24 protein-coding genes are annotated in these 19,357 nt (G+C 66.4%); 10 read left to right on the top strand and 14 right to left on the bottom strand.

What is annotated here, in order from left to right:
• The first annotated feature begins 141 nt into the window (after positions 1-141).
• On the top strand, positions 142-420 hold the full coding sequence (locus GO606_RS10835; protein WP_169120537.1) for a type II toxin-antitoxin system RelE/ParE family toxin: 279 nt from the start codon (positions 142-144) through the stop codon (positions 418-420).
• Positions 421-436: 16 nt separating this feature from the next.
• A complete protein-coding gene (locus GO606_RS10830) occupies positions 437-715 on the top strand; it encodes a HigA family addiction module antitoxin (RefSeq protein WP_246979485.1) in 279 nt (92 codons plus the stop codon).
• A gap of 35 nt (positions 716-750) precedes the next feature.
• Here the strand turns inward: GO606_RS10830 and GO606_RS10825 are convergent, their stop codons facing one another.
• Positions 751-996, bottom strand: coding sequence for a hypothetical protein (locus GO606_RS10825; RefSeq protein WP_169120533.1), 246 nt, complete (start codon positions 994-996; stop codon positions 751-753).
• Between GO606_RS10825 and GO606_RS10820 the strand changes: the two genes are divergently transcribed.
• The 4 genes from GO606_RS10820 to GO606_RS10805 all read left to right on the top strand — a co-directional run bounded on the left by GO606_RS10820 (position 995) and on the right by GO606_RS10805 (position 2,992).
• Positions 995-1,213 carry a hypothetical protein gene (locus GO606_RS10820; protein ID WP_169120531.1) on the top strand — a complete coding sequence of 73 codons (219 nt, stop codon included), beginning with the start codon at positions 995-997 and terminating at the stop codon, positions 1,211-1,213. The genes GO606_RS10825 and GO606_RS10820 overlap by 2 nt on opposite strands.
• 317 nt (positions 1,214-1,530) lie before the next feature.
• Positions 1,531-2,091, top strand: coding sequence for a recombinase family protein (locus GO606_RS10815; protein WP_169120529.1), 561 nt, complete (start codon positions 1,531-1,533; stop codon positions 2,089-2,091).
• A 344-nt stretch (positions 2,092-2,435) separates the two neighbouring features.
• Complete coding sequence (locus GO606_RS10810; protein WP_169120527.1) at positions 2,436-2,672, top strand: AbrB/MazE/SpoVT family DNA-binding domain-containing protein; 237 nt, start codon at positions 2,436-2,438, stop codon at positions 2,670-2,672.
• Complete coding sequence (locus GO606_RS10805; protein WP_169120525.1) at positions 2,666-2,992, top strand: type II toxin-antitoxin system PemK/MazF family toxin; 327 nt, start codon at positions 2,666-2,668, stop codon at positions 2,990-2,992. Before GO606_RS10810 ends, GO606_RS10805 begins: the two co-directional genes overlap by 7 nt.
• Before the next feature lie 286 nt (positions 2,993-3,278).
• On the opposite strand, the gene GO606_RS10795 is transcribed toward GO606_RS10805, so the two are convergent.
• The gene (locus tag GO606_RS10795) at positions 3,279-3,509 is read right to left on the bottom strand and encodes a FitA-like ribbon-helix-helix domain-containing protein (RefSeq protein WP_169120523.1); all 231 of its coding nucleotides are present in this window, start codon (positions 3,507-3,509) and stop codon (positions 3,279-3,281) included.
• A 253-nt stretch (positions 3,510-3,762) separates the two neighbouring features.
• Here GO606_RS10795 and GO606_RS10790 point away from each other — a divergent pair, with 253 nt between their 5' ends.
• Positions 3,763-4,149 (top strand): helix-turn-helix domain-containing protein, encoded by a 387-nt coding sequence (locus GO606_RS10790; protein WP_169120950.1) that lies wholly within the window; start codon positions 3,763-3,765, stop codon positions 4,147-4,149.
• Positions 4,071-4,712 carry an IS630 family transposase gene (locus GO606_RS10785; RefSeq protein ID WP_169120952.1) on the top strand — a complete coding sequence of 214 codons (642 nt, stop codon included), beginning with the start codon at positions 4,071-4,073 and terminating at the stop codon, positions 4,710-4,712. The genes GO606_RS10790 and GO606_RS10785 overlap by 79 nt, the downstream gene beginning before the upstream one ends.
• Positions 4,713-4,725: 13 nt before the next feature.
• On the opposite strand, the gene GO606_RS10780 is transcribed toward GO606_RS10785, so the two are convergent.
• The 8 genes from GO606_RS10780 to GO606_RS10745 all read right to left on the bottom strand — a co-directional run bounded on the left by GO606_RS10780 (position 4,726) and on the right by GO606_RS10745 (position 14,524).
• Entirely contained in the window at positions 4,726-5,325 is a 600-nt protein-coding gene (locus GO606_RS10780) for an amidohydrolase family protein (RefSeq protein ID WP_169120466.1), read from the bottom strand.
• A complete protein-coding gene (locus tag GO606_RS10775; RefSeq protein ID WP_169120468.1) occupies positions 5,319-6,011 on the bottom strand; it encodes a hypothetical protein in 693 nt (230 codons plus the stop codon). Before GO606_RS10775 ends, GO606_RS10780 begins: the two co-directional genes overlap by 7 nt.
• Before the next feature lie 213 nt (positions 6,012-6,224).
• On the bottom strand, positions 6,225-6,938 hold the full coding sequence (locus GO606_RS10770) for a hypothetical protein (protein WP_169120470.1): 714 nt from the start codon (positions 6,936-6,938) through the stop codon (positions 6,225-6,227).
• Positions 6,939-7,212: 274 nt separating this feature from the next.
• Positions 7,213-11,112, bottom strand: coding sequence for a DUF3683 domain-containing protein (locus GO606_RS10765; protein WP_169120472.1), 3,900 nt, complete (start codon positions 11,110-11,112; stop codon positions 7,213-7,215).
• A gap of 200 nt (positions 11,113-11,312) precedes the next feature.
• Positions 11,313-11,732 carry a YqaA family protein gene (locus tag GO606_RS10760; protein ID WP_169120474.1) on the bottom strand — a complete coding sequence of 140 codons (420 nt, stop codon included), beginning with the start codon at positions 11,730-11,732 and terminating at the stop codon, positions 11,313-11,315.
• 56 nt (positions 11,733-11,788) lie between these two features.
• Positions 11,789-12,658, bottom strand: a complete 870-nt coding sequence (locus GO606_RS10755) for an FHA domain-containing protein (RefSeq protein ID WP_169120476.1) — start codon at positions 12,656-12,658, stop codon at positions 11,789-11,791.
• A gap of 111 nt (positions 12,659-12,769) precedes the next feature.
• Positions 12,770-13,708: a tRNA 2-thiocytidine(32) synthetase TtcA gene (gene ttcA / locus GO606_RS10750; protein ID WP_169119708.1), complete on the bottom strand. Its 939-nt coding sequence runs from the start codon at positions 13,706-13,708 to the stop codon at positions 12,770-12,772.
• Positions 13,709-13,777: 69 nt separating this feature from the next.
• A complete protein-coding gene (locus GO606_RS10745) occupies positions 13,778-14,524 on the bottom strand; it encodes a pteridine reductase (RefSeq protein WP_169119709.1) in 747 nt (248 codons plus the stop codon).
• Between the two features lie 86 nt (positions 14,525-14,610).
• Between GO606_RS10745 and GO606_RS10740 the strand changes: the two genes are divergently transcribed.
• Entirely contained in the window at positions 14,611-15,771 is a 1,161-nt protein-coding gene (locus GO606_RS10740; protein WP_169119710.1) for a class I SAM-dependent methyltransferase, read from the top strand.
• Positions 15,772-15,782: 11 nt separating this feature from the next.
• Here the strand turns inward: GO606_RS10740 and GO606_RS10735 are convergent, their stop codons facing one another.
• Together GO606_RS10735 and GO606_RS10730 are read right to left on the bottom strand one after the other, a co-directional pair.
• Positions 15,783-15,995, bottom strand: a complete 213-nt coding sequence (locus GO606_RS10735) for a hypothetical protein (protein WP_169119711.1) — start codon at positions 15,993-15,995, stop codon at positions 15,783-15,785.
• 203 nt (positions 15,996-16,198) lie between these two features.
• The gene (locus tag GO606_RS10730; RefSeq protein WP_169119712.1) at positions 16,199-17,005 is read right to left on the bottom strand and encodes an alpha/beta hydrolase; all 807 of its coding nucleotides are present in this window, start codon (positions 17,003-17,005) and stop codon (positions 16,199-16,201) included.
• Between the two features lie 196 nt (positions 17,006-17,201).
• Between GO606_RS10730 and GO606_RS10725 the strand changes: the two genes are divergently transcribed.
• The gene (locus GO606_RS10725; protein ID WP_169119713.1) at positions 17,202-17,399 is read left to right on the top strand and encodes a DUF2905 domain-containing protein; all 198 of its coding nucleotides are present in this window, start codon (positions 17,202-17,204) and stop codon (positions 17,397-17,399) included.
• Between the two features lie 30 nt (positions 17,400-17,429).
• On the opposite strand, the gene GO606_RS10720 is transcribed toward GO606_RS10725, so the two are convergent.
• Together GO606_RS10720 and GO606_RS10715 are read right to left on the bottom strand one after the other, a co-directional pair.
• On the bottom strand, positions 17,430-18,665 hold the full coding sequence (locus GO606_RS10720; RefSeq protein ID WP_169119714.1) for a multifunctional CCA addition/repair protein: 1,236 nt from the start codon (positions 18,663-18,665) through the stop codon (positions 17,430-17,432).
• A complete protein-coding gene (locus GO606_RS10715) occupies positions 18,665-19,321 on the bottom strand; it encodes a glutathione S-transferase family protein (RefSeq protein ID WP_169119715.1) in 657 nt (218 codons plus the stop codon). The genes GO606_RS10720 and GO606_RS10715 overlap by 1 nt, the downstream gene beginning before the upstream one ends.
• Between the last annotated feature and the right edge of the window lie 36 nt (positions 19,322-19,357).

The raw sequence follows: 19,357 nt of genomic DNA, 5'->3' as shown, positions 1-19,357 counted from the left end.
CCGTGCCTCGTCCGTGGGGGTTTGGGGGATGGCCATAGATCGGCACGATTTTGTGCCAATCTCTACGCCTCGTCCGCGCGCAGGCAACGGAACTGCGCAGGAGGGTAGCTTCCTGAATTGTAAAGCTGCGATATACATTTTATGATTGTCTCGTTCCGCCACAAGGGGCTGGAAGCCTTTTTCCGCACTGGCGGCCAAGCCGGCATCCAGCCGATGCACGCCAAGCGCCTGCGGGAAATGCTCGCCGCCCTGAACGTCGCCGCCGGTCCGCAAGACTTGACCCGCCCTTCCTGGCGCATGCACGGCCTGTCAGGCGACCGCGCCGGCTTTCTCGCCATGACGGTGCAGGCGAACTGGCGCCTTGTGTTCCGCTTCGACGGGACGGACGTGGAGCTACTGGACTACTTGGACTATCACTGAGGCCCGAGACATGGACATGCACAACCCCGCGCCGCCTGGCGAATTGCTTGCCGGCTGGCTCGAAGACCTCGACATGAGCGTAACCGCTTTCGCCGCGCACCTGGACATCAGCCGCGTGATGCTCTCGCGCATCCTGCATGGACACGCTGCCATCACGGCCGATATGGACTTGCGCTTGTCCGAAGCCCTGGGCACGACGCCGGGGTATTGGCTGAAGCTCCAGACGCAGCGCGACCTATGGGCAGCCGGCGAGCGCGCCAAGGAACGCCCGCCGGTGGGGCGGATTGCCGCCTGACCGAGCAACCCCGCATCTCGGGTGGAGCGACTGGATCAGCACGGTGGGCGCGGCGCGGAAGTGAGACCAGGGAGCCGCGCCAGCACCAAACGTTCGACCGCGAGCTTGAGCGGTTCCAAGGCAATCACGCCAGCGCCGGTCACCAACGGCAACAGCACCACATAGACGCCGAACTCGGCGCCGTGTTCGAGCGCAGCCCGCCCCCACGTGTCGGCGAGCCACACCGATGGCGCGACCGCAACCAGCTCGAACGCGAAGGTAACCAGGAACTGGCGAAGCATGGACAAGATCGGCATCAGCATGAGGGGCGGGGGGCAGCACTGGGGCTCGTTTCATTCTACGCGCGGCCTGGCCGATCAGAAGCGGGTCGCCGATGCGCTGGCGCTGCTCGTCGAGCTGGGGCACCTGGAGGCGTGGCAGGAACCGACTCGCGGGCGAGTCAAGACCCTGTACGTGTCGAACCCGAAGGCCTTGCCGCCGGAGCTGCCGACGCACTGAGCCGGAAAATTTTCCCCCATATACGCCGGGGACCGTACTGCCAAAACTGCCAAAAGGGCTTTTGGCAGTTTTGGCAGTGACCCTCCGGGCGGATAGGGGGAGAAATTCGTGGCCTGCCTTGTCCGTGCGTGCGGGGGATGGCCCTGGAAGAAGTGAGCCAAATCCTTCTCCGCTCAGGGTGCCTCTTGTGGCTCAAAAGGTAGGGCTTTTGAGCCATGACGAAAACAGCCCTGCGGGCATGGCTCAAAATTGTTGATTTGATATTTGAGCTAGGTTAATATCTGAGCCATACATTTTAAGCCAGAAGAGAACTCGCCATGTCCTCCATCGTTGCTTACTCCCGCGTCTCGACGGACGATCAAACCTGCGAGAACCAGCGTCGCACCATCGCGGCCCGGTACGCGGTGAGCAAGTGGTTCTCGGATGACGGCGTGTCCGGTTCGGTCGCTGCGTCCCAGCGTCTCGGAATGGCGGCCCTGCTCGCGTACGTGCGCGAGGGTGATGTAGTGGTGGTCGTCGCGATTGACCGCCTCGGGCGCAACACGATCGATGTGCTGAACACGGTGGAGGCGCTGAAGGCGAAGGGCGTGTCCGTCGTTTCCATGCGTGAAGGTTTCGACCTGGCAACTCCCGCCGGAAAGCTCATGCTTACGATGCTGGCTGCGGTCGCGGAGCTGGAGCGGGAGAACCTTAAAGCCCGGCAACTCGCGGGCCTTGAGCGTGCGCGGGCCGAAGGCAAGAACTTGGGCAGGACCAAGGCAATCGATGATGCGGCCGTGTTGGCTTGGCGTGCGGCGAACTCCGCCAGCATCAAGGCGACGGCGGAGCACTTCGGGATTTCAGCGGCCAGCGTGAAGCGGGCATGTGCGAAGGACTGACAGGGAAGGCGGCCGTAGGCTGCCCCTCAGGACGCGCCAGTCCTCCAAGCGGTTCGAGGCTGTGCACCCAAGCGTGCACCCAATCGGGCGATAGAAAGGCAAGCGCCCTGTATTTGCAAGGCATCCAAGGCGTCTTCGACATTCAGGTGCAATTGAATGAGGTTGCGGGTCGCAGCACGTCGCAATAATCGATAAAGCCCGCGCTGTTACGGGCTTTGTGATTTTGTGATTTCCGGTAGCAGCAGCGTTTCGTGTGAATTCCGGAAAAGGATATGTGTTTCTCGTCTTGCGGACTGGACTCGTCTCTGATGTAATAACAAGGTTATTACAAAAAGGAGGGCGCCATGCGCACGACAGTCAGAAAGATCGGCAATTCTCGCGGGGTACTCATCCCGTCGCTGCTACTCGCAGAGTGCAAAATCGGTGATGAAGTCGAGATGCGCCTGGAGGGCGCACGCATCATCATCGAACCGGTTCGAGTGTCGCGTGCCGGATGGTTCGATGGGTATCGCCCCGAGGCCGATACCGATGCGTGGAACGGATTGCCGGTTGAGGCGGATACCGGAGACTGGGAATGGTGAAGGCAGGCGCCAAGGTGCGCCGCGGCGAAGTTTACTGGGTTAACCTTGACCCCACTGTCGGGACCGAGATCCAGAAAACCCGCCCGGCGCTGGTGGTGTCGCCAGATGACATGAACGCGGCCCTGCCACGGGTGATTGTGGCGCCGATCACCAGCAAGGGGCAATCGCTTGGTTGCCGGCCTGAATTGGTGTTCGATGGCAAGCCGGCGCGTATCCTGCTCGATCAGATCCGGTGCGTTGACAAGGCTCGGCTGGCCGGGAAGCTGGGTGAGATCGATACCGCACAATGGCACGATATCCTGCTGCGGATGCTTGATTGAGGCGCCGGTGGCGTCGGCGTCGGATCGGTCACGGGCTCGGGCTTCGGCGGCGCGGGATTCGGATAAGGATCGGGGTTCGGCTCCGGGTACGGACCCGGGTGCGGTTTCGGGTCCGGGTCGGGCTGCGTTCCGGGCGCGGGCACGGTGGATGATCGCTGAACCGGAGCCCGCGCTGAATCTGTGAGGGGCGGGGTCGACATCGTGGACTCTCGTAGCAGTTGAAGAAGCCCGGTCTTGCCTGCAAAACCCGTTCCACGCGTACCGTATCCGGCAGCCAGCGAAGTCTTCATCGAAGATCGCGCGCGTGGCCGCCAACAGCGAGTTCGACACCCCCCAGCGGTTCGATCCTGGCACGAATGGCCTCCACCAGGGTTCTGCCGCGAACGGGCTCGACCGACAGCGCAGCGCGGAGGATGTCACGGGCTTCATCTTCCATCGACCGGCCGTGGATGGCCGCCTGCACCCGCAGCCGCGCCTTGAGCTGCTCGTCGATGTTTCGGATGGTCATGGTCGCCATGCTGGCCTCCATTGATCAATGAAGTCATTTTAAGCAATGACTGCAGACGCTACAACGTGACTTGGGGCGACGCAGGCCAGTACGTCGGACGGAAAATGACCGACCGAACAATTCTGCACAGACCCTGAGTTTCCTTCAGGAATCCATGCGGCGGGGGGATCTCGACCTTCACGCCGCCGAATTCGTCATTACCTTAGAGCGGTTTTGCTTTGCGTAGAAGGAACCAAAGTGCGGCCAGCGTGGTCGTCTGGCAATGGCACCTTACTCAATTGATTTGCGCCAGAAAGTGGTCGATGCGTACGAGCGCGGGGTGGGTTCACAGCGCCAAGTAGCCGAGCTTTTTGGCGTCAGTATCTCGTTTGTCGAGAAGCTTTTCATGCGGCTGCGAAGCACCGGAGCAGTGGCGCCAAAGCCGCACGCCGGCGGAAAGCGATCGCGTCTGGATGAAGCCGCGCGACAGCGTCTGGCGCAGTGGCTGCACACGCAGTCCGATCTGACGCTCAACGAGTTGGCGCAGCGCCTGAAGACCGAATTGGACATTCCTATCGGCTTGCCCCGACTGTGTCGGGTGCTCAAGCAGATGCAACTGTCGCGAAAAAAAAGACGCTCCATGCGACGGAACGTGACGCCGACTCGGTAATTGAAGCGCGCGCGGCTTATCGGGAGGAGGTGGCCCAACATCCCCCGTCACGATTGTGCTTCATCGATGAATCGGGCGTGAACATTGCGATGACTCGTCATTACGGCCGTGCCCTGCGCGGTGAGCGGGTGCCCGACGCGGTGCCGAAAAATCACGGTCGCAATGTCACCCTGCTGGGCGCTGTGTCCTGCCGAGGCATCGACGCTGTCATGACTGTCGAGGGCCCGACCGACGCTGCAGTGTTTCGAGCTTATGTCGACCAGGTGCTGCTGCCGACGCTCGCCCCCGGTGATATCGTCGTCATGGACAACCTGAGCGCGCACAAGGTCAAAGGCATTCGCGAAGCGATCGAGGGCGCCCAGGCCAACCTGCTTTATCTGCCGCCCTATTCCCCGGATTGGTCCCCCATCGAACCGTGCTGGTCGAAACTCAAGACTGCCTTGCGGGCCGCCAAGGCGCGGACGCGCGAAGCACTGGATGAGGCCCTCAAACGGGTCCTCAACACGGTGACCGCCGCCGATGCCCGCGGCTGGTTCGCACACTGCGGTTATGACTTACAGTGATCGGCAATCCGCTCTAATGCACATTACTCGTGGATGGATGCATCTCCTCTCCCTTTGCCGATCCGCGCAACCGATCCTCGACGAATCGGCCGCCCGAGATCACCAGTTCGGGGTACTCGAGGCGCTTGAGGGCGTGCAGCGGGTTGCCCCGCACGGCCACGAGGTCGGCGGGGGCGCCGGGGACGAGTTGCCCGAGAGGAGCCATTCCCAAATGTTCCCCGGCCTTGCCCGTGGCGGCTGACAGGACGGCCTCGGCGCTCAGCTTGCCGTGCGAAGCGTGCATCATGAGTTCCAGTTCGCGGGCGTTGATGCCCCAAGGCAGCTCGGTATGGGCCATGTCGGTGCCGTAGAGCAAAGTCCCGCCGCGTGCGACGAATTCGCGGGTGTTGGCGAGAATGCCGGGGCAGTGGGACTGCGTGTCGAGCGTGCCGACGATCCTCACGCCGGCATCGGCGGCCCGCGCGATCATGTCCTCGGGCAGGGCTTCGCAGGGCATGTGCGCCCATTCGTCGACCGCGGCGTCGAGCGCGAGACGGGCACCGGTGGCGTTGCTGAGGTGCGCCGAGACCTTGCGGCCACGCTCATGCGCCGCCCGGACGATTGCCTTCAGCACGTCGGGCGCGAGCAGCGGCCACGGAGGCGGAACACGGGCTTTGTGCTGGCTCCACGGGCGCCCGGGGAGCCACCGGGTTCGAGGGCGATCTTGATCACGGATGCGCCGGCATCGACAAGGTGGTTCACGACCTTGAGCGCCTGTTCGACGTCTGCGACTTCGACCGCGAGGGCGGCGTCGCCATGGCCGTGGTCCCCACCCCCGGCCCACACCGGCAGCGGATAGCCGTGCGGCGCCGTGAGGATCGGGCCGGCGGTGAGCTGCCGCAGGCTGCCGCTGCCGCCAACCGGCGCCCGCGCCGGGCCGGTGAGGTCGCGCACCGTCGTCGTGCCGTGGCGCAGCACCGTCGCGGGCGGGATGCCCTGGACGGCAACGTGCCCGTGCAGGTCGATGAAGCCGGGAAGCAGGGTCGCGCCGGCGAGTACATGACGGCGTGCGGCCGGCAACGTCGCCGCCGGCCTGACAGCTGTGATAACCGCGCCCCGCACGGCGACGCCATAGCCTTCGCGCATCATGTAGCCGTCGAAAACGCGGTCCGGGATCAGGACGTACTCATCGACGGCGGGCGTTGCGCCGCCGACTCCTTGCTCCGCATCGACGGGGGCGGGAAGTCCGCTGATCAGGGCCAGGGCGGCCAAGGCCCGTGCGGTCCGCGTGAGGACGGCGCGGAAGACTGGGGTGCGCATGATCTCGCCTCCGCAAGGGCGTGTGTTTCCATATATAGTCCATGGCGGCGCGCCGGCCCGTGCGGGAAAACCCGAAAACCAGGGGTCTTGCAATGCAGCATCATCCCTTTCCGGATTATTCGTCAGGGTCGCCGTATCGACGAGAGCGGCAGTGAGCCAGGGCGAAAATCGGCAGGCGGCGGGCAAGGGATGCGGGCGTGGCGGCTTTTCGCACTACGCTTGCTGCGGCGAATTCGAGGGGATTCCCGTCGTCGGGCAGGACGGCCGGCGGCGGTGCAGCGGGATTTTGCGGCCGAACAATCCGATCAGCGCCGGCAGCGTCAACAGCAGGGTGCCGGGTTCCGGCACCGACGCGACAACAGCGGTGATCGTGTAATCGAAGTCGGCGAAGAACGATGTCTGGTATCCGGTCCAGTTCAGCGTCTGACCGTCCCAGGTTCCGCTCGCTCCGCTTGTCTCGAAGGTCACCATTATGAAGCAGCCGGCGAAGGTGTCGGGAAAAGGAACGGAGCAGAACGGGTCTCCCACCAGGGTGGCGAAGGTGCCGTCGTCGTTCAGCAGGCCCAGCACCGTGCCGAACTTCAGGCCGCTCGCCACCGCGTCCGAAGCAATGCCGACCGGCGTGAGGCTCAGCAGGTAGCGGTACGGATCGAGGTCGCCGGAGCTCAGGTATTGCGGGATCACCTCGAGATCGACCTGGCCGCTGATCGCGTAGATTTCGTTGGCCGGCGGGCAGACGGTCTGCCCCGAGGCGTCGGGAAAACAGAAGGACATCTTCGCACTGTAGTGAACCTGGCTTTGCGCCGGATCGATCTGCAGCGTCACGGCGCCGGCAGGATGCGGGGCCGCGGCCAGCAGCAGCGACAGACTCGCCAGCACGCCGCTGATCGCGACGCGCATCTTCGACGGGAACCGGCTTGCCTTCATTTGTCATCTCTCGTGCACGTTATCGGCATATGTCGATTGCCATAAAGCAAGTTCGATTCCGCAGGCTGCAAGCGTTTGATTCGTCAGGGCATCGGCTTTTGGGCTGAGGCGTCCGGCGCGGCGAGTGTCAAGGGCGTCGACAGGCGGAGGAAAATACGCGGAAACACGGGGTCAAGTCGGCGGGAGTGGACGGCGGGCAGGCATGCGGAAGGCGCTGCGCTTTTGGCTACGCCGAAACTTCGTTTTCCGCCCTACCGTCCCGTCCCGCCGAGCCTTACAGCAGCACGCGCTCGATGCCGCCGCTGTTCGCGCGCTGCACGTAGTCCGGCATCCAGTTGTCGCCGAGCAGGTGCTTCGCCATCTCGACGACGATGTAGTCGGCTTCGACGCCGCCGCCGTCGTTGGCGTAGCGGGACAGGCCCTGCAGGCACGACGGGCACGACGTCAGGATCTTCACCGGGGCTGCGCCATCGCGCAGCGCCGCGGCGCCTTTCTCGATCTCTTCCTGCTTGCGGAAGCGCACCTGCGTCGAGATGTCCGGCCGCGCGACCGCGAGCGTGCCGGATTCGCCGCAGCAGCGGTCGTTGAGGTCGACGCGCGTGCCCATCAAGGCGTTTGCGACCTTGATGCCCGAATGCACTTTCATCGGCGTGTGGCACGGCTCGTGGTACATGTACTTCGTGCCGGTGACGCCGTCGAGCTTGACGCCTTTCTCCATCAGGTACTCGTGGATGTCGAGCAGCCGGCAGCCGGGGAAGATCTGCTCGAACTGGTATTTCTGCAGCTGGTCCATGCAGGTGCCGCAGGACACGATCACGGTCTTGATGTCGAGGTAGTTCAGCGTGTTCGCGACGCGGTGGAACAGCACGCGGTTGTCGGTCGTGATCTGCTGGCCCTTGTCGTCCTCGCCGGCCGAGGTCTGCGGGTAGCCGCAGCACAGATACCCCGGCGGCAGCACCGTCGTTGCGCCGACCTGGTACAGCATCGCCTGCGTCGCGAGGCCGACCTGGCTGAACAGGCGCTCGGAGCCGCAGCCGGGAAAATAGAACACCGCTTCCGAGTCGTCGCGCTTCAGGTGCGGGTCGCGGATCACCGGGATGACGTTGGCGTCCTCGATGTCGAGCAGCGCGCGGCTGGTGCGCTTGGGCAGCTTGCCGGGCATCGGCTTGTTGATGAAGTGGATCACCTGCGCGCGCAGCGGCGCCTTGCCGAGCGTCGCCGGCGGTTGCTTGACCTGTTGCTGGACGAGGCCGAGCGACTTGCCGACCTGGTGCGCGAGCCGCTGCGCCTTGTAGCCCCATTCGATCATGCCGGTGCGGATCAGCTTGATCGTCGCCGGGTCCTTCGCCGTCAGGAACGCCATCGCCGCGGCCTTGCCGGGGTTGAAGGACTTCTTGCCCTGCTTCCTCAAGAGGTTGCGCATCTTGATCGACACGTCGCCGAAGTCGATATCGACCGGACAGGGTTTCTCGCACTTGTGGCACACCGTGCAGTGGTCGGCGACGTCCTCGAACTCGGCCCAGTGCGCGAGCGACACGCCGCGCCGCGTCTGCTCCTCGTACAGCATCGCTTCGACGAGCAGCGACGTGCTGAGGATCTTGTTGCGCGGGCTGTACAGGAGGTTCGCGCGCGGCACGTGCGTCGAGCACACCGGCTTGCACTTGCCGCAGCGCAGGCAGTCCTTGATGTCGTGCGCGATGTCGCCGATCTCGGTCTGCTCCATGATCAGCGACTCGTGGCCCATCAGGTTGAAGCTCGGCGTGTAGGCGTTGTCGAGGTTGCCGGTGATCGTGCCCAGCCCACGCATCAGCTTGCCGCGGTTGAAGTGCCCTTGCGGGTCCACGCGGCGCTTGTACTCCCAGAAGTTCGCCATCTCGGCGTCGGTGAGATAGTCGAGCTTGGTGATGCCGATGCCGTGCTCGCCGGAGATCACGCCGTCGAGCGAGCGGGCGAGCGCCATGATGCGGTCGACGGCACGGTTCGCCGTCTGCAGCATCGCGTAGTGGTCGGAGTTGACCGGGATGTTGGTATGCACGTTGCCGTCGCCGGCGTGCATGTGCAGCGCGACGAACACGCGCCCGCGCAGCACTTCCTTGTGCACTTCCTCGATGCGCGCGACGATCGGGCGGAACACCGCGCCGTCGAAGATTTTGTCGAGCCGCGGCTTGAGCTCGGTCTTCCACGACGTGCGCACCGAATAGTCCTGCAGGCGGTGGAAGAGCTTGGGGTTCGCGGCGCGGTTGGTCAGCTCGCCGGCGTGGATGCCGAATTCGTCGAACTGCGCTTCGGCCTGCGCCAGCGGCAGGTCGAGGTTGTCGAGCAGCCACTGCCAGCGGCGCCGCACGCTCGCGATGTAGTCGACCGCGGCCTGGCGGCGGTCGCCGATCAGCTCGTCGCTCGCGAGGTTCGCGTCGCCCTGGTCGAGCGGCAGCTCGCCGGCGAGCAGGCCGGTCAGCGCGTCGCACAGTTCGAGCTTGTTGCGCGTGGACAGCTCGATGTTGATGCGCTCGATGCCGTCGCAGTAGTCGCCCATGCGCGGCAAGGGGATCACGACGTCCTCGTTGACCTTGAACGCGTTGGTGTGGCGCGAGATCGCCGCGGTGCGCGAGCGGTCGAGCCAGAAACGCTTCCTCTGCTCGGGGCTGGCCGCGATGAAGCCTTCGGCGCCGCGCACGTTGCACATGCGCACGACTTCCGACGCGGCGGTCATCACCGCCGCGTCGTCGTGGCCGACGATGTCGCCGATCAGCACCATCTTCGGCCGGCCGTGGCGCTTCGCCTTCGTCGTGTAGCCGACCGCGTTCACGTAGCGCTCGTCGAGGTGCTCGAGGCCGGCGAGCTGCACGCCGAGGCGCTCGCCATCCTTGCCGGGCTTGAACCAGTCGGTGATCTCGACGATCGCCGGCACCGCTTCGCGCACCTGGCCGAAGAACTCCAGGCACACCGTGCGCGTCACCGGCGGCATCTTGTGCAGCACCCAGCGCGCGGCGACGATCAGGCCGTCGGTGCCTTCCTTCTGTACGCCCGGCACGCCGCCGAGGAACTTGTCGGTGACGTCCTTGCCGAGGCCGACCTTGCGGCAGGATGCGCCGGGCAGCGTCAGGATCTCCTCGCCGGTCCGCTTTCTGCCGCTCGGGTCGAACCGGCGCAGGCGGAAGCGGACCGTCTCCTGCTCGTGGATCTTGCCGAAGTTGTGGTCGAGCCGCTCGACTTCGAGCCAGTCGCCGTCGGGCGTGACCATCTTCCACCACGCCAGGTTGTCGAGCGCAGTGCCCCACAGCACGGCCTTCTTGCCGCCGGCGTTCATCGCGATGTTGCCGCCGATGCACGACGCGCTGGCCGAAGTCGGGTCGACGGCGAACACGCGGCCGGCCGCCGCCGCCGCTTCGGCGACGCGCTCGGTGACGACGCCGGCGCCGGTGCGGATCGTCGCGTAGCGCGTGCCTTCGCTGCCATCGGCGCCTGGCAGGGCGAGTTCCTCGACCGGGCCGAGCGCGATCAGCTTTTCGGTGTTGATGACGGCCGAGCGCGCATCGAGCGGCACCGCGCCGCCGGTGTAGCCGGTGCCGCCGCCGCGCGGGATGATCGTCAGGCCGAGCTCGATGCAGCACTTCACGAGCGGCGCCATCTCTTCTTCGGTGTCCGGGTAGAGGACGACGAAGGGGTATTCGACGCGCCAGTCGGTCGCGTCGGTGACGTGCGAGACGCGTGCGTGGCCGTCGAAGCAGATGTTGTCGCGCGCGGTGTGGCGCGTCAGCGTCTTCAGCGTCTTCTTGCGCAGCACCTCGGTGTCGCTGAAGAACTGCGCGAAGCGGTCGACCGCGTCGTGCGCCGACTCGATCAGGCGCGCGACCTTGTCGCTGCGTTCCGGGTCCTGCGCCGCGCTTTCCTCGCGGCGCTTCTCGACTTCGCGCAGCCGGTGGTGCAGCGCCTCGATCAGCGCGCGGCGCCGCTCCGGGTTCCCCAGCAGGTCGTCCTGGAGGTAGGGATTGCGCTGCACGACCCAGATGTCGCCGAGCACTTCGTAGAGCATCCGCGCCGAGCGCCCGGTGACGCGCTCCTCGCGCAGCGCATCGAGCGCGTGCCAGGCGTCGGCGCCGAGCAGGCGGATGACGATCTCGCGGTCGGAGAACGACGTGTAGTTATAAGGAATCTCGCGCAGGCGTTGAGTCATCAGATGTTCCGATACCAGGACGGCGGGGAAGCCGCAAATTGTAGCTTACGGCGGTGCAATACGAACGCCGGTCAAGTCCCTGCGCTGCATAGGGGCTTGATTTTCAAGCAGCTTGTATCGTGGCGTCAATCGGGCTCGAGGGGTCCTGAAGACTTCGGGTGACAGTCCGCGGAGACGCCGGCGTCGTGCACGAGGCGGGTTCACAGGACGGCGAAGGCGACGAGCGCGTAGCGTAGCAGCTTGCCCGCCGCCATCCACAGCAGGCACGGCAGCCACGCGAGGCGCAGCCAGCCCGCCGCGGCGCACAGGGCGTCGCCGATCACCGGCGCCCACGACAGCAGCAGGATCGGCGCGCCGTGATGGCGCACCCAGGCGAGCCGGCCCGTGTCCGCCTTTCCGGGCAGCAGCCGGGCGAGCGCCCAGGTGCTCATGCCGCCGAGCGTGTTGCCGAGCGTCGCGAGCGTCAGCGCGGCGACGAGCTGCCCGGGCCGCAGCGTGAGCACGCCGGCGAGCACGAGCTCCGATCCGCCCGGCAGCAGCGTCGCGGAAAGAAAGCTCGATACGAACAGTGCCGCGAGGCCCGCTTCGGGGCCGGGGTCGAGCAGCGAAAGGAAGCTCATCGGCGGGTGCGGGAACGGACGTAAGAAGGTCGTGAGCGGTTGCCGGGCGCGGCCGCCTAGACGATCTCGAAAAACGCCAGGTCGCGCTCGATGTCGTTCGCCGAGAAGCCGCAGCCGATGCGGCCCGGGCCGATCAGCGCCAGTTCGCCGGCCTTGATGCACTGCTCGGCGCCGCCATTTTCGGCGACGTACGTGCCGTTGGTGCTCTGGTCGATCAGGACGAAACCTTCGCGCCGGCGCTCGATGCGCGCGTGCTGGCGCGAGGTGCGCCGGTCGATGATGACGATGTCGTTGCCGATCTCGCGCCCCAGCAGCACCACCGGGCGGTTCTCCTCGACGAACAGCACGTCCTGCTGGTGATGGATCCTCAGCCGTTGCGAGATTCGCTCCGCAGCCGGGATCGAAGTGATCGTGCCGGAATACCGCACGATCTCGAACACCGGCCAACCCAGGCCGTCGAGCGCCGGGTCCGGCAGCGGCGTGTTGCAGGCGAGATGGCGGACGCCATGCGACAGCTGCATCACGACCGCATTGCTGGCGAGGATGTGGCCGGGTTTCGCGGTATCGGCGAGGCGCATCGCGAGCGCCTCGTCCGCGCTGACCGGCTGGCACGGCGATGCCGCCGCGCCATAGTGCACTCCGACCCGGATCGTCATGCGCAGGCCGCGCAGCGGCGGCAGGCTTTCGACGCGCTCGAGCATTTCGCAGGCGGCGAGGATCGCGGCGTCGCAGCGTTCGAACGTCGCGCATGCGCGTGCCGCTTCGCGGCGCACCCGGGCTCCGGCGTTCGCCTCGACGGCCCGCTCGATGCGGTGCATGCAACGCTCGACCGCGTGGTTGACCTCGTGCGCGCCGAGAGCCTCGACAAGGTGCCGTCTTCCGGGCACTTCGGCAACGAGGACGCAGACGTTCTTCGGCTGGATCATGTGCGGGGGCATGGCGTGGGCGGCCAGTTCCCGGCGCCGGGCGGGCCGGGGCGGCGCGTGTCGCGGGGATGATGGTCAAGGTTCTGCGTGGGGCGGGCGGCGGATCGGCGCCTACTCCCCGTCCGTCGTGCGATCCGCGAGGTGCATGACCGCAGCGGGCGCGGACGGCACGTCGAGGCGGTCGAACGCGATGTCGCCTTCCGCGACGACCGTGTCGCGCGTCAGGTTGCGGAAGTCGAACAGCGAGGCGTCGGCAAGATGCGACGGCACGACCTGGCCGAGCGCGGTTGCGATCGATTCGATGCGCCCCGGATGCTCGCGCGCCCAGCCCTGCAGCATCGTCTTGATCTGCTTTCTCTGCGCGTTTTCCTGTGAGCCACAAAGGTTGCACGGAATGATCGGGAACTCCATCGTGCGCGCGAAGCGCGTGATGTCGGCCTCGGTGCAATATGCAAGCGGGCGGATCACGACGTGTTCGCCGTTGTCGCTGACGAGCTTGGGCGGCATCGCCTTGATCTTGCCGCCGAAGAACAGGTTCAGGAACAGCGTCTCGAGCATGTCGTCGCGGTGGTGGCCGAGCGCGATGCGCGTCGCGCCGAGTTCGCGTGCGACGCGGTAGATGATGCCGCGCCGCAGCCGCGAGCACAGCGAGCAGGTGGTCTTGCCTGCGGGGATCTTGTCCTTGACGATCGAGTAGGTGTCCTCGGTGACGATGCGGTATTCGACGCCGATCGACTCGAAATAGGCCGGCAGCACCTCGGCGGGGAAGCCGGGCTGCTTCTGGTCGAGGTTCATCGCGATGATGCGGAAGTCGACCGGGGCACGTTCGCGCAGCGCGAGCAGGCACGACAGCAGCGTGTACGAATCCTTGCCGCCGGACACGCAGACCATCACCGTGTCGCCGTCGCCAATCATGTTGAAGTCGGCGATCGCCTTGCCGACGCTGCGTTCGAGCTTTTTCTTCAGCCGCAGGAAAGTGTTCGAAAAGCGGCTGTCGGCCGCTTCGGCGGGGGCTGGAGTCGGCGTGGCGGCAGCGGAAAGGGGAGTCACGGTTGAGCGTCCTGCGGGGAAACGAACGAAATTATACCTTTGTGCACTGCGCAAGCGGTCCTGCCGCGTTCAGAGGTGCGCACTGCGACCCCCGTCGACGGCGATGATCTGCCCGGTGACATAAGGGGCGTCGAACAGCAGGAAGCGGACCGTGCGGGCGATGTCGGCCGGTGTTCCGATCCGTCCGAGCAGCGTGTGCCGGACGATCTCGTCGCGCTGTTCGGGCGCAAACTGGCCGTCTTCAGGCCACTCGATCGCGCCGGGCGACACGCCGTTCACTCTCACGTCGGGGGCGAGTTCCAGCGCCAGCGCCCGCGTCAGGCCGAGCAGGCCCGCTTTCGCGGCGCAATACAGCGGGTAGTTGCGCAGGGGGCGCTCGGCGTGGATATCGACGATGTTGATGATCGCGCCGCGCTGGCGCCGCAGCATCGGCGCAGCGGCCTGCGCGAGGAACAGCGGGCCTTTCAGGTTCGAACCGATCAGCTCGGTCCATGCTGCGGCGTCGATATGGCCGAGCGGGGTCGGGAAGAAGCTCGACGCGTTGTTCACGACCGCGTCGAGCCGGTCGTGCGTCGCGAGCAGCGCGTCGATCAAGGCCGCGGGAACGCCGTCGTCCTTGAGGTCGCCCTGGGCCAGCGACGCGGAGCCGGGGCGCAGCCGGTCGAGCTCGTCGGCCAGCGCACGGGCCTCGGCTGCCGAGTTGCGGTAATGCAGCACGACATGCGCGCCGGTGGCGTGCAAGGTGCGCGCGATTTCCGCGCCGACCCGCCGGGCGGCGCCGGTAACCAGGATGACTGGCGAGGCTGCGGTGCTCATCGTGCCGGATTCCTCGGTTCTGGCCACCCGCGCGTGGCCGCTGGAGACAGACGCTAGAATACGCGTTTTCCCGACTGTCGCCGCCCATGTCCCTGCCTCAACCTTCCGCCGATGCGATCGAACAAAGCGCGCGCCTGGTGCGCTCGATCACCGCCTCCATCGCCGCGGCCGGCGGCTGGATTTCCTTTTCGCGCTACATGGAACTGGCGCTGTATTCGCCGGGGCTCGGGTATTACAGCGGCGGGGCGAGGAAATTCGGCCCGGGCGGAGATTTCATCACGGCCCCGGAGCTGACGCCGCTGTTCGGCCAGGCGCTCGCGGCGCAGGTCGAGCAGGTGATGCGCGCCTCCGCCGCGCACGTGATCGAAGCGGGAGCCGGCACTGGACTGCTCGCCGCCGATCTGCTGCTCGAACTCGAGCGGCGGGAGTGCCTGCCCGAGACCTACGGCATCCTGGAACTGTCGGGCGAGCTGCGCGAGCGCCAGTTCGACCTGCTGGCCGAGAAAGCCCCGCGTCTGGCGAGTCGCGTGCGCTGGCTCGACGCGCTGCCGGAGCGCTTCTCCGGTGCGCTGGTCGCGAACGAAGTCCTCGACGTGATGCCGGTGCACCTTGTCGTGTCGCGGCCCGAAGGGCTGTTCGAGCGCGGTGTCGCCGTCGATGCGTCGGGCACGCTGCGCTGGGCGGACTCGCCGGCGAGCGGAGCGGTGGCCGACGCGGCGCGCGCGCTCGACCTGCCGTTGCCCGAAAGCGGCGAATACGTCACCGAGCTGAACCTCGCCGCGCGGGCGTGGGTCGGCGAATGGGCGCAGCGGCTCGAGCGCGGCGCGCTGCTGCTCGTCGATTACGGGTATCCGCGTGCCGAGTATTACCTGCCGTCGCGCTCGAACGGCACGCTGCTGTGCTATTACCGCCACCATGCGCACGCCGACCCTTTCCTCTGGCCGGGGTTGAACGACATCACCGCGTTCGTCGATTTCACGTCGGTGGCCGAGGCCGCGTTCGACGCCGGGCTCGACGTGCTCGGCTACACCAACCAGGCCGCGTTCCTGTTCAACTGCGGGCTGCTCGAATGCCTCGCGCGGCGCGGGCCGGAGACGTCGGCGGACTACATCCGCGCGGCGCGCGCCGCGCAGCGGCTGACGACGCCGCAGGAGATGGGGGAGCTCTTCAAGGTGCTTGCGCTGGGCAAAGGCATCCCCGGCCCCCTGCTCGGGTTCCAGCGCGGCGACAGGGTGCACGCGCTGTAATCCCGCGGCTCCTATTCCTGGTAGCGGTAAACCGCCCGCAGGAAGTCGTCGACGTCGAGCGGCGGTGCCGGCGGATCCCCGGCCACCTCGACGTGTTCGACGGGCTGCAACTGGAGTGCGGGTTCGGGTTGCGGCGGCAGCCAGTTGGCATTGAGCACTTCGTCGCCGTATTCATCGGGATTCCCGATCACATTGCCTGTGCACATTTCCATGATGATCACCATGATGGCTTCCGCGATGTTTCCCGGCTTTCCACTTCCCGGCGGCGGTCTTGCGGACCGGGAGATGCTGGAGGCACCGGGGCGCCGCGATGGTCTGCAGCCGCCCGCTCCGGGTTCGACCCCGGTGGTTACACGGCTGACGGGGTTCCGGAGCGACCCCGCATTTTCATCTTGGCGCCAAATGATTACAGTTTCCAGCACTAAACTCAGACAAGTTGTACCGCGAGCCAGTCAAGGAGCATTTCCGCAACACTTCGCCAGTCGCGCTCGAGCATGACTCCATGCCCCATGCCGGGGATGATCGTCGCATCCAGGCCGTAGAGCGCCGCGGTCATCGCGACCTGCGCCGGCGGGATGAGGTGATCGTGTTCCGCGCCGACGATCAGCATCGGCGGACGATGCATGCGTGTGGGTTGCGGCAGGTTGAAGAGCGTCATGTCCCACACCGCGCGGTGGGATTCGGGCTGGCACAGATGGTAGTAGCGCATCAGCGCATCGTCATCGACCGGCTGGTGGAACAGGGCTTCGCGCAGGCTTTCCGGATCGGGCTGGCTGCCGGCGAGCATCTGGTTCAGGTTGCCCAGGAGGTGCGGCTTGTTGAACATCAGGCCCAGCGCGGAGCCCATCAGCCCTTGCGGCGGGACCGAGCACAGCAGCGCGGCGGCGGGAACGTCGGCCTGTTCGAGATACTTCTGTATCACCATTCCGCCCATCGAGTGCCCGATCAGCGCCGGCGTCCGCGGCAATGCGGCGACGATTTCGGTGACGTCGCGTACGTAGTCGTCGATCGAGAACGAATCGAGCCCCCCGCGCCTGCGGCTGGCGCCATGTCCGGACAGCGACAGTGCATGGCAGTCGAAGCCGGCGGCGGCGAAATAGGGCAGGAAATGTTCATCCCAGCACCATGCGCCGGTGTAGGCGCCGTGGATGAACAGCAGCGGGACCGGCGAAACCGCCTTGCCCGCAGGGACGCGCGAGATCACCTCGAGTTCGCCGAAATGCCGCGCGCTCATTGCGGCACCGCCATGCCGCGCTGCACTGCCGGCCGCGCCGCGCGTGCCTCTGGGGTGATCGAGATCTTGCGGCCGTTGGGTGTGGTCCAGGTGTAAAGCGTGATCATCGGACAAGCTCCGTCGATGGCGGCGCGAGGGCCGCGTTGCGAGACGCACCCCTCGCGGGGTCTAATGCGGGTTTGAGGCGGAGACCGGAATGCTCAAGTGGCTGGTCGTGGTCGCGCTGATCGTCCTCTTGACCGGCCTGCTCAGGCCGGACGTCATGCGCCGCCTGCGCTTCGGCCATCTGCCGGGCGATCTTCATTTTCGCCTGTGGGGCCGTGCCATTCATCTGCCATTTACCAGCACGATACTGCTGAGTGTTCTCGGGTGGGTGCTGCTGCGGGCATTGTGAGTCGCTCCCTGCGAACCGGCGGCCAGCGGGTCACTCTTCCTCTTCCTCTTCCTCTTCCGCGTGCCGAGCCTTGACGGCCGCAACCCGGGCCTCGTGCACGCGTTGCGGGATGCTTGCCTTGTCGGTGCAGCTGCGGGCAATCGTCCCCGCGTCGATCGACCGGACCGCGGTGAGCGCGGCGTGCCAGATCGCGGCCTGCGCATAAGGGCGCTCGGCCATGCCGGGGCGACCGTGGAAATCGCACGCCGCGGCTTCGAGCAACAGGCCGAAACGCTCCGGGCGGCGCAGCGCGTCAGTGCGTTCGAGCAGCTTCACGATCGTCTCCGGGCGCAATGCCCGTGCCTGATGCAGGATGCCGTGCTCGCGCGCCAGCAGCACGGCGAGGTCGCGGCAATCGAGCGGCACCTTCAGGCGCTCCGACACGGCCCGGGCGCGATCGGCGCTCTTCGCCTCGTGGCCGTAGTGGTGCGGCAATAGGTGCACGGGCGTGTCGGCCTTGCCCAGGTCGTGCAGCAGGCAGGCCCAGCGGACGGCGAGCGGCTGCGCGGTGGCCGCGGCGTGGTCGACGACCGCCATCACGTGGATGCCGGTGTCGACTTCCGGGTGGTGCTGCGGCGGTTGCGGCACCCCGAACAGGTGATCGACTTCGGGCAGGATGCGCGCGAGCGCGCCGCACTCGCGCAGCACGGCAAACATCCGCGAGGGCCGGGTTTCCATCAGGCCGCGCGCGAGCTCCTGCCATACGCGTTCCGCGACCAGGTGGTCGACCTCGCCGTTGTCGACCATCGTGCGCATCAGCGCGAGCGTCTCGGGCGCGACGGAAAACGCGTCGAAGCGCGCGGCAAAGCGTGCGACGCGCAGCACGCGCACCGGATCTTCGGCGAACGCCTCGCTGACATGACGGAACACGCGGTTTTCGAGGTCCCGGCGACCGCCGTACGGGTCGATCAGCGTGCCGTCCTCGTCCTGCGCGATCGCGTTGATCGTCAGGTCGCGGCGGCACAGGTCCTCTTCGAGCGTGACGTCCGGGGACGCGTGCACAGTGAAACCGGTATAGCCGCGGCCGCTCTTGCGCTCGGTACGGGCGAGGGCATATTCCTCGCCGGTGCGAGGATGGAGGAATACCGGGAAATCCTTGCCGACGGCGCGAAAGCCGCGCGCGAGCATCTCATCCGCGCTCGCGCCGACGACCACCCAGTCATGGTCCTGCACCGGCAGGCCGAGCAGGCGGTCGCGCACCGCGCCGCCGACGACATAAACACGCATCAGCCGTAAAGATCTTCGGACGGGATCGATTCGCTTTCGGCCTTCGCCGCCGTTTCCCATTCCTGCATCAGCGGGTGCGCGAGCATCGCGTCGAGATATTCGCCCGCGGCCGCGGCCGGTCGCACGCCGTAGGTCTTGAAGCGGAAGCAGACCGGCGCGTACATCGCATCGGCTGCGGAGAATGCGCCGAACAGATATGGCCCGGCTGGGTTCGCCTGCGTGCCGAAACGCTCGCGGCAGTCGTTCCAGATTGCCTCGATGCGGGCGATGTTGGCATCGACCGCCGCGTTGCGCCCCTGGCCGGTGTAGTCCTTGCGGATGTTCATCGTCATGTGCTGGCGCAGGTCGGTGAAGCCGGAATGCATTTCGGCGCTGACCGAGCGGGCGATCGCGCGCGTCGCCGTGTCGGCCGGCCACAGTCCCGGCGCCTTTTCGGCGAGATATTCGCAGATCGCGAGTGAATCCCAGATCGCCAGGCCATGGTCGATCAGGCACGGCACTTTTCCGGACGGCGAATGCGACAGGATGCGCTCGCGGCTGCCGGGGATGAACAGCGCGATGCGGATCTCCTCGAACTGCCGGCCGCTGGCCCGCGCCGCGAGCCACGCACGCAGCGACCAGGACGAGTAGTTCTTGTTGCCGATGATCAGTTTCATGCGCGAAGTCTCCGTCGGGTGGGGGAATCGTCCGGC

The organism is Aromatoleum anaerobium, assembly GCF_012910705.2.
GTDB lineage: Bacteria > Pseudomonadota > Gammaproteobacteria > Burkholderiales > Rhodocyclaceae > Aromatoleum > Aromatoleum anaerobium.
This window is presented reverse-complemented; position numbering and strand designations above follow the sequence as displayed.

Excerpts from the sequence above, each read along its gene's own strand:
- GO606_RS10835 (WP_169120537.1), top strand. The coding sequence starts at position 142 with ATGATTGTCTCGTTCCGCCACAAGGGGCTGGAAGCCTTTTTCCGCACT.
- GO606_RS10830 (WP_246979485.1), top strand. The coding sequence starts at position 437 with ATGCACAACCCCGCGCCGCCTGGCGAATTGCTTGCCGGCTGGCTCGAA.
- GO606_RS10820 (WP_169120531.1), top strand. The coding sequence starts at position 995 with ATGGACAAGATCGGCATCAGCATGAGGGGCGGGGGGCAGCACTGGGGC.
- GO606_RS10825 (WP_169120533.1), bottom strand. The coding sequence starts at position 996 with ATGCTTCGCCAGTTCCTGGTTACCTTCGCGTTCGAGCTGGTTGCGGTC.
- GO606_RS10815 (WP_169120529.1), top strand. The coding sequence starts at position 1,531 with ATGTCCTCCATCGTTGCTTACTCCCGCGTCTCGACGGACGATCAAACC.
- GO606_RS10810 (WP_169120527.1), top strand. The coding sequence starts at position 2,436 with ATGCGCACGACAGTCAGAAAGATCGGCAATTCTCGCGGGGTACTCATC.
- GO606_RS10805 (WP_169120525.1), top strand. The coding sequence starts at position 2,666 with ATGGTGAAGGCAGGCGCCAAGGTGCGCCGCGGCGAAGTTTACTGGGTT.
- GO606_RS10795 (WP_169120523.1), bottom strand. The coding sequence starts at position 3,509 with ATGGCGACCATGACCATCCGAAACATCGACGAGCAGCTCAAGGCGCGG.
- GO606_RS10790 (WP_169120950.1), top strand. The coding sequence starts at position 3,763 with ATGGCACCTTACTCAATTGATTTGCGCCAGAAAGTGGTCGATGCGTAC.
- GO606_RS10775 (WP_169120468.1), bottom strand. The coding sequence starts at position 6,011 with ATGCGCACCCCAGTCTTCCGCGCCGTCCTCACGCGGACCGCACGGGCC.
- GO606_RS10770 (WP_169120470.1), bottom strand. The coding sequence starts at position 6,938 with ATGAAGGCAAGCCGGTTCCCGTCGAAGATGCGCGTCGCGATCAGCGGC.
- GO606_RS10765 (WP_169120472.1), bottom strand. The coding sequence starts at position 11,112 with ATGACTCAACGCCTGCGCGAGATTCCTTATAACTACACGTCGTTCTCC.
- GO606_RS10760 (WP_169120474.1), bottom strand. The coding sequence starts at position 11,732 with ATGAGCTTCCTTTCGCTGCTCGACCCCGGCCCCGAAGCGGGCCTCGCG.
- GO606_RS10755 (WP_169120476.1), bottom strand. The coding sequence starts at position 12,658 with ATGATCCAGCCGAAGAACGTCTGCGTCCTCGTTGCCGAAGTGCCCGGA.
- GO606_RS10745 (WP_169119709.1), bottom strand. The coding sequence starts at position 14,524 with ATGAGCACCGCAGCCTCGCCAGTCATCCTGGTTACCGGCGCCGCCCGG.
- GO606_RS10740 (WP_169119710.1), top strand. The coding sequence starts at position 14,611 with ATGTCCCTGCCTCAACCTTCCGCCGATGCGATCGAACAAAGCGCGCGC.
- GO606_RS10735 (WP_169119711.1), bottom strand. The coding sequence starts at position 15,995 with ATGGTGATCATCATGGAAATGTGCACAGGCAATGTGATCGGGAATCCC.
- GO606_RS10730 (WP_169119712.1), bottom strand. The coding sequence starts at position 17,005 with ATGAGCGCGCGGCATTTCGGCGAACTCGAGGTGATCTCGCGCGTCCCT.
- GO606_RS10725 (WP_169119713.1), top strand. The coding sequence starts at position 17,202 with ATGCTCAAGTGGCTGGTCGTGGTCGCGCTGATCGTCCTCTTGACCGGC.
- GO606_RS10720 (WP_169119714.1), bottom strand. The coding sequence starts at position 18,665 with ATGCGTGTTTATGTCGTCGGCGGCGCGGTGCGCGACCGCCTGCTCGGC.
- GO606_RS10715 (WP_169119715.1), bottom strand. The coding sequence starts at position 19,321 with ATGAAACTGATCATCGGCAACAAGAACTACTCGTCCTGGTCGCTGCGT.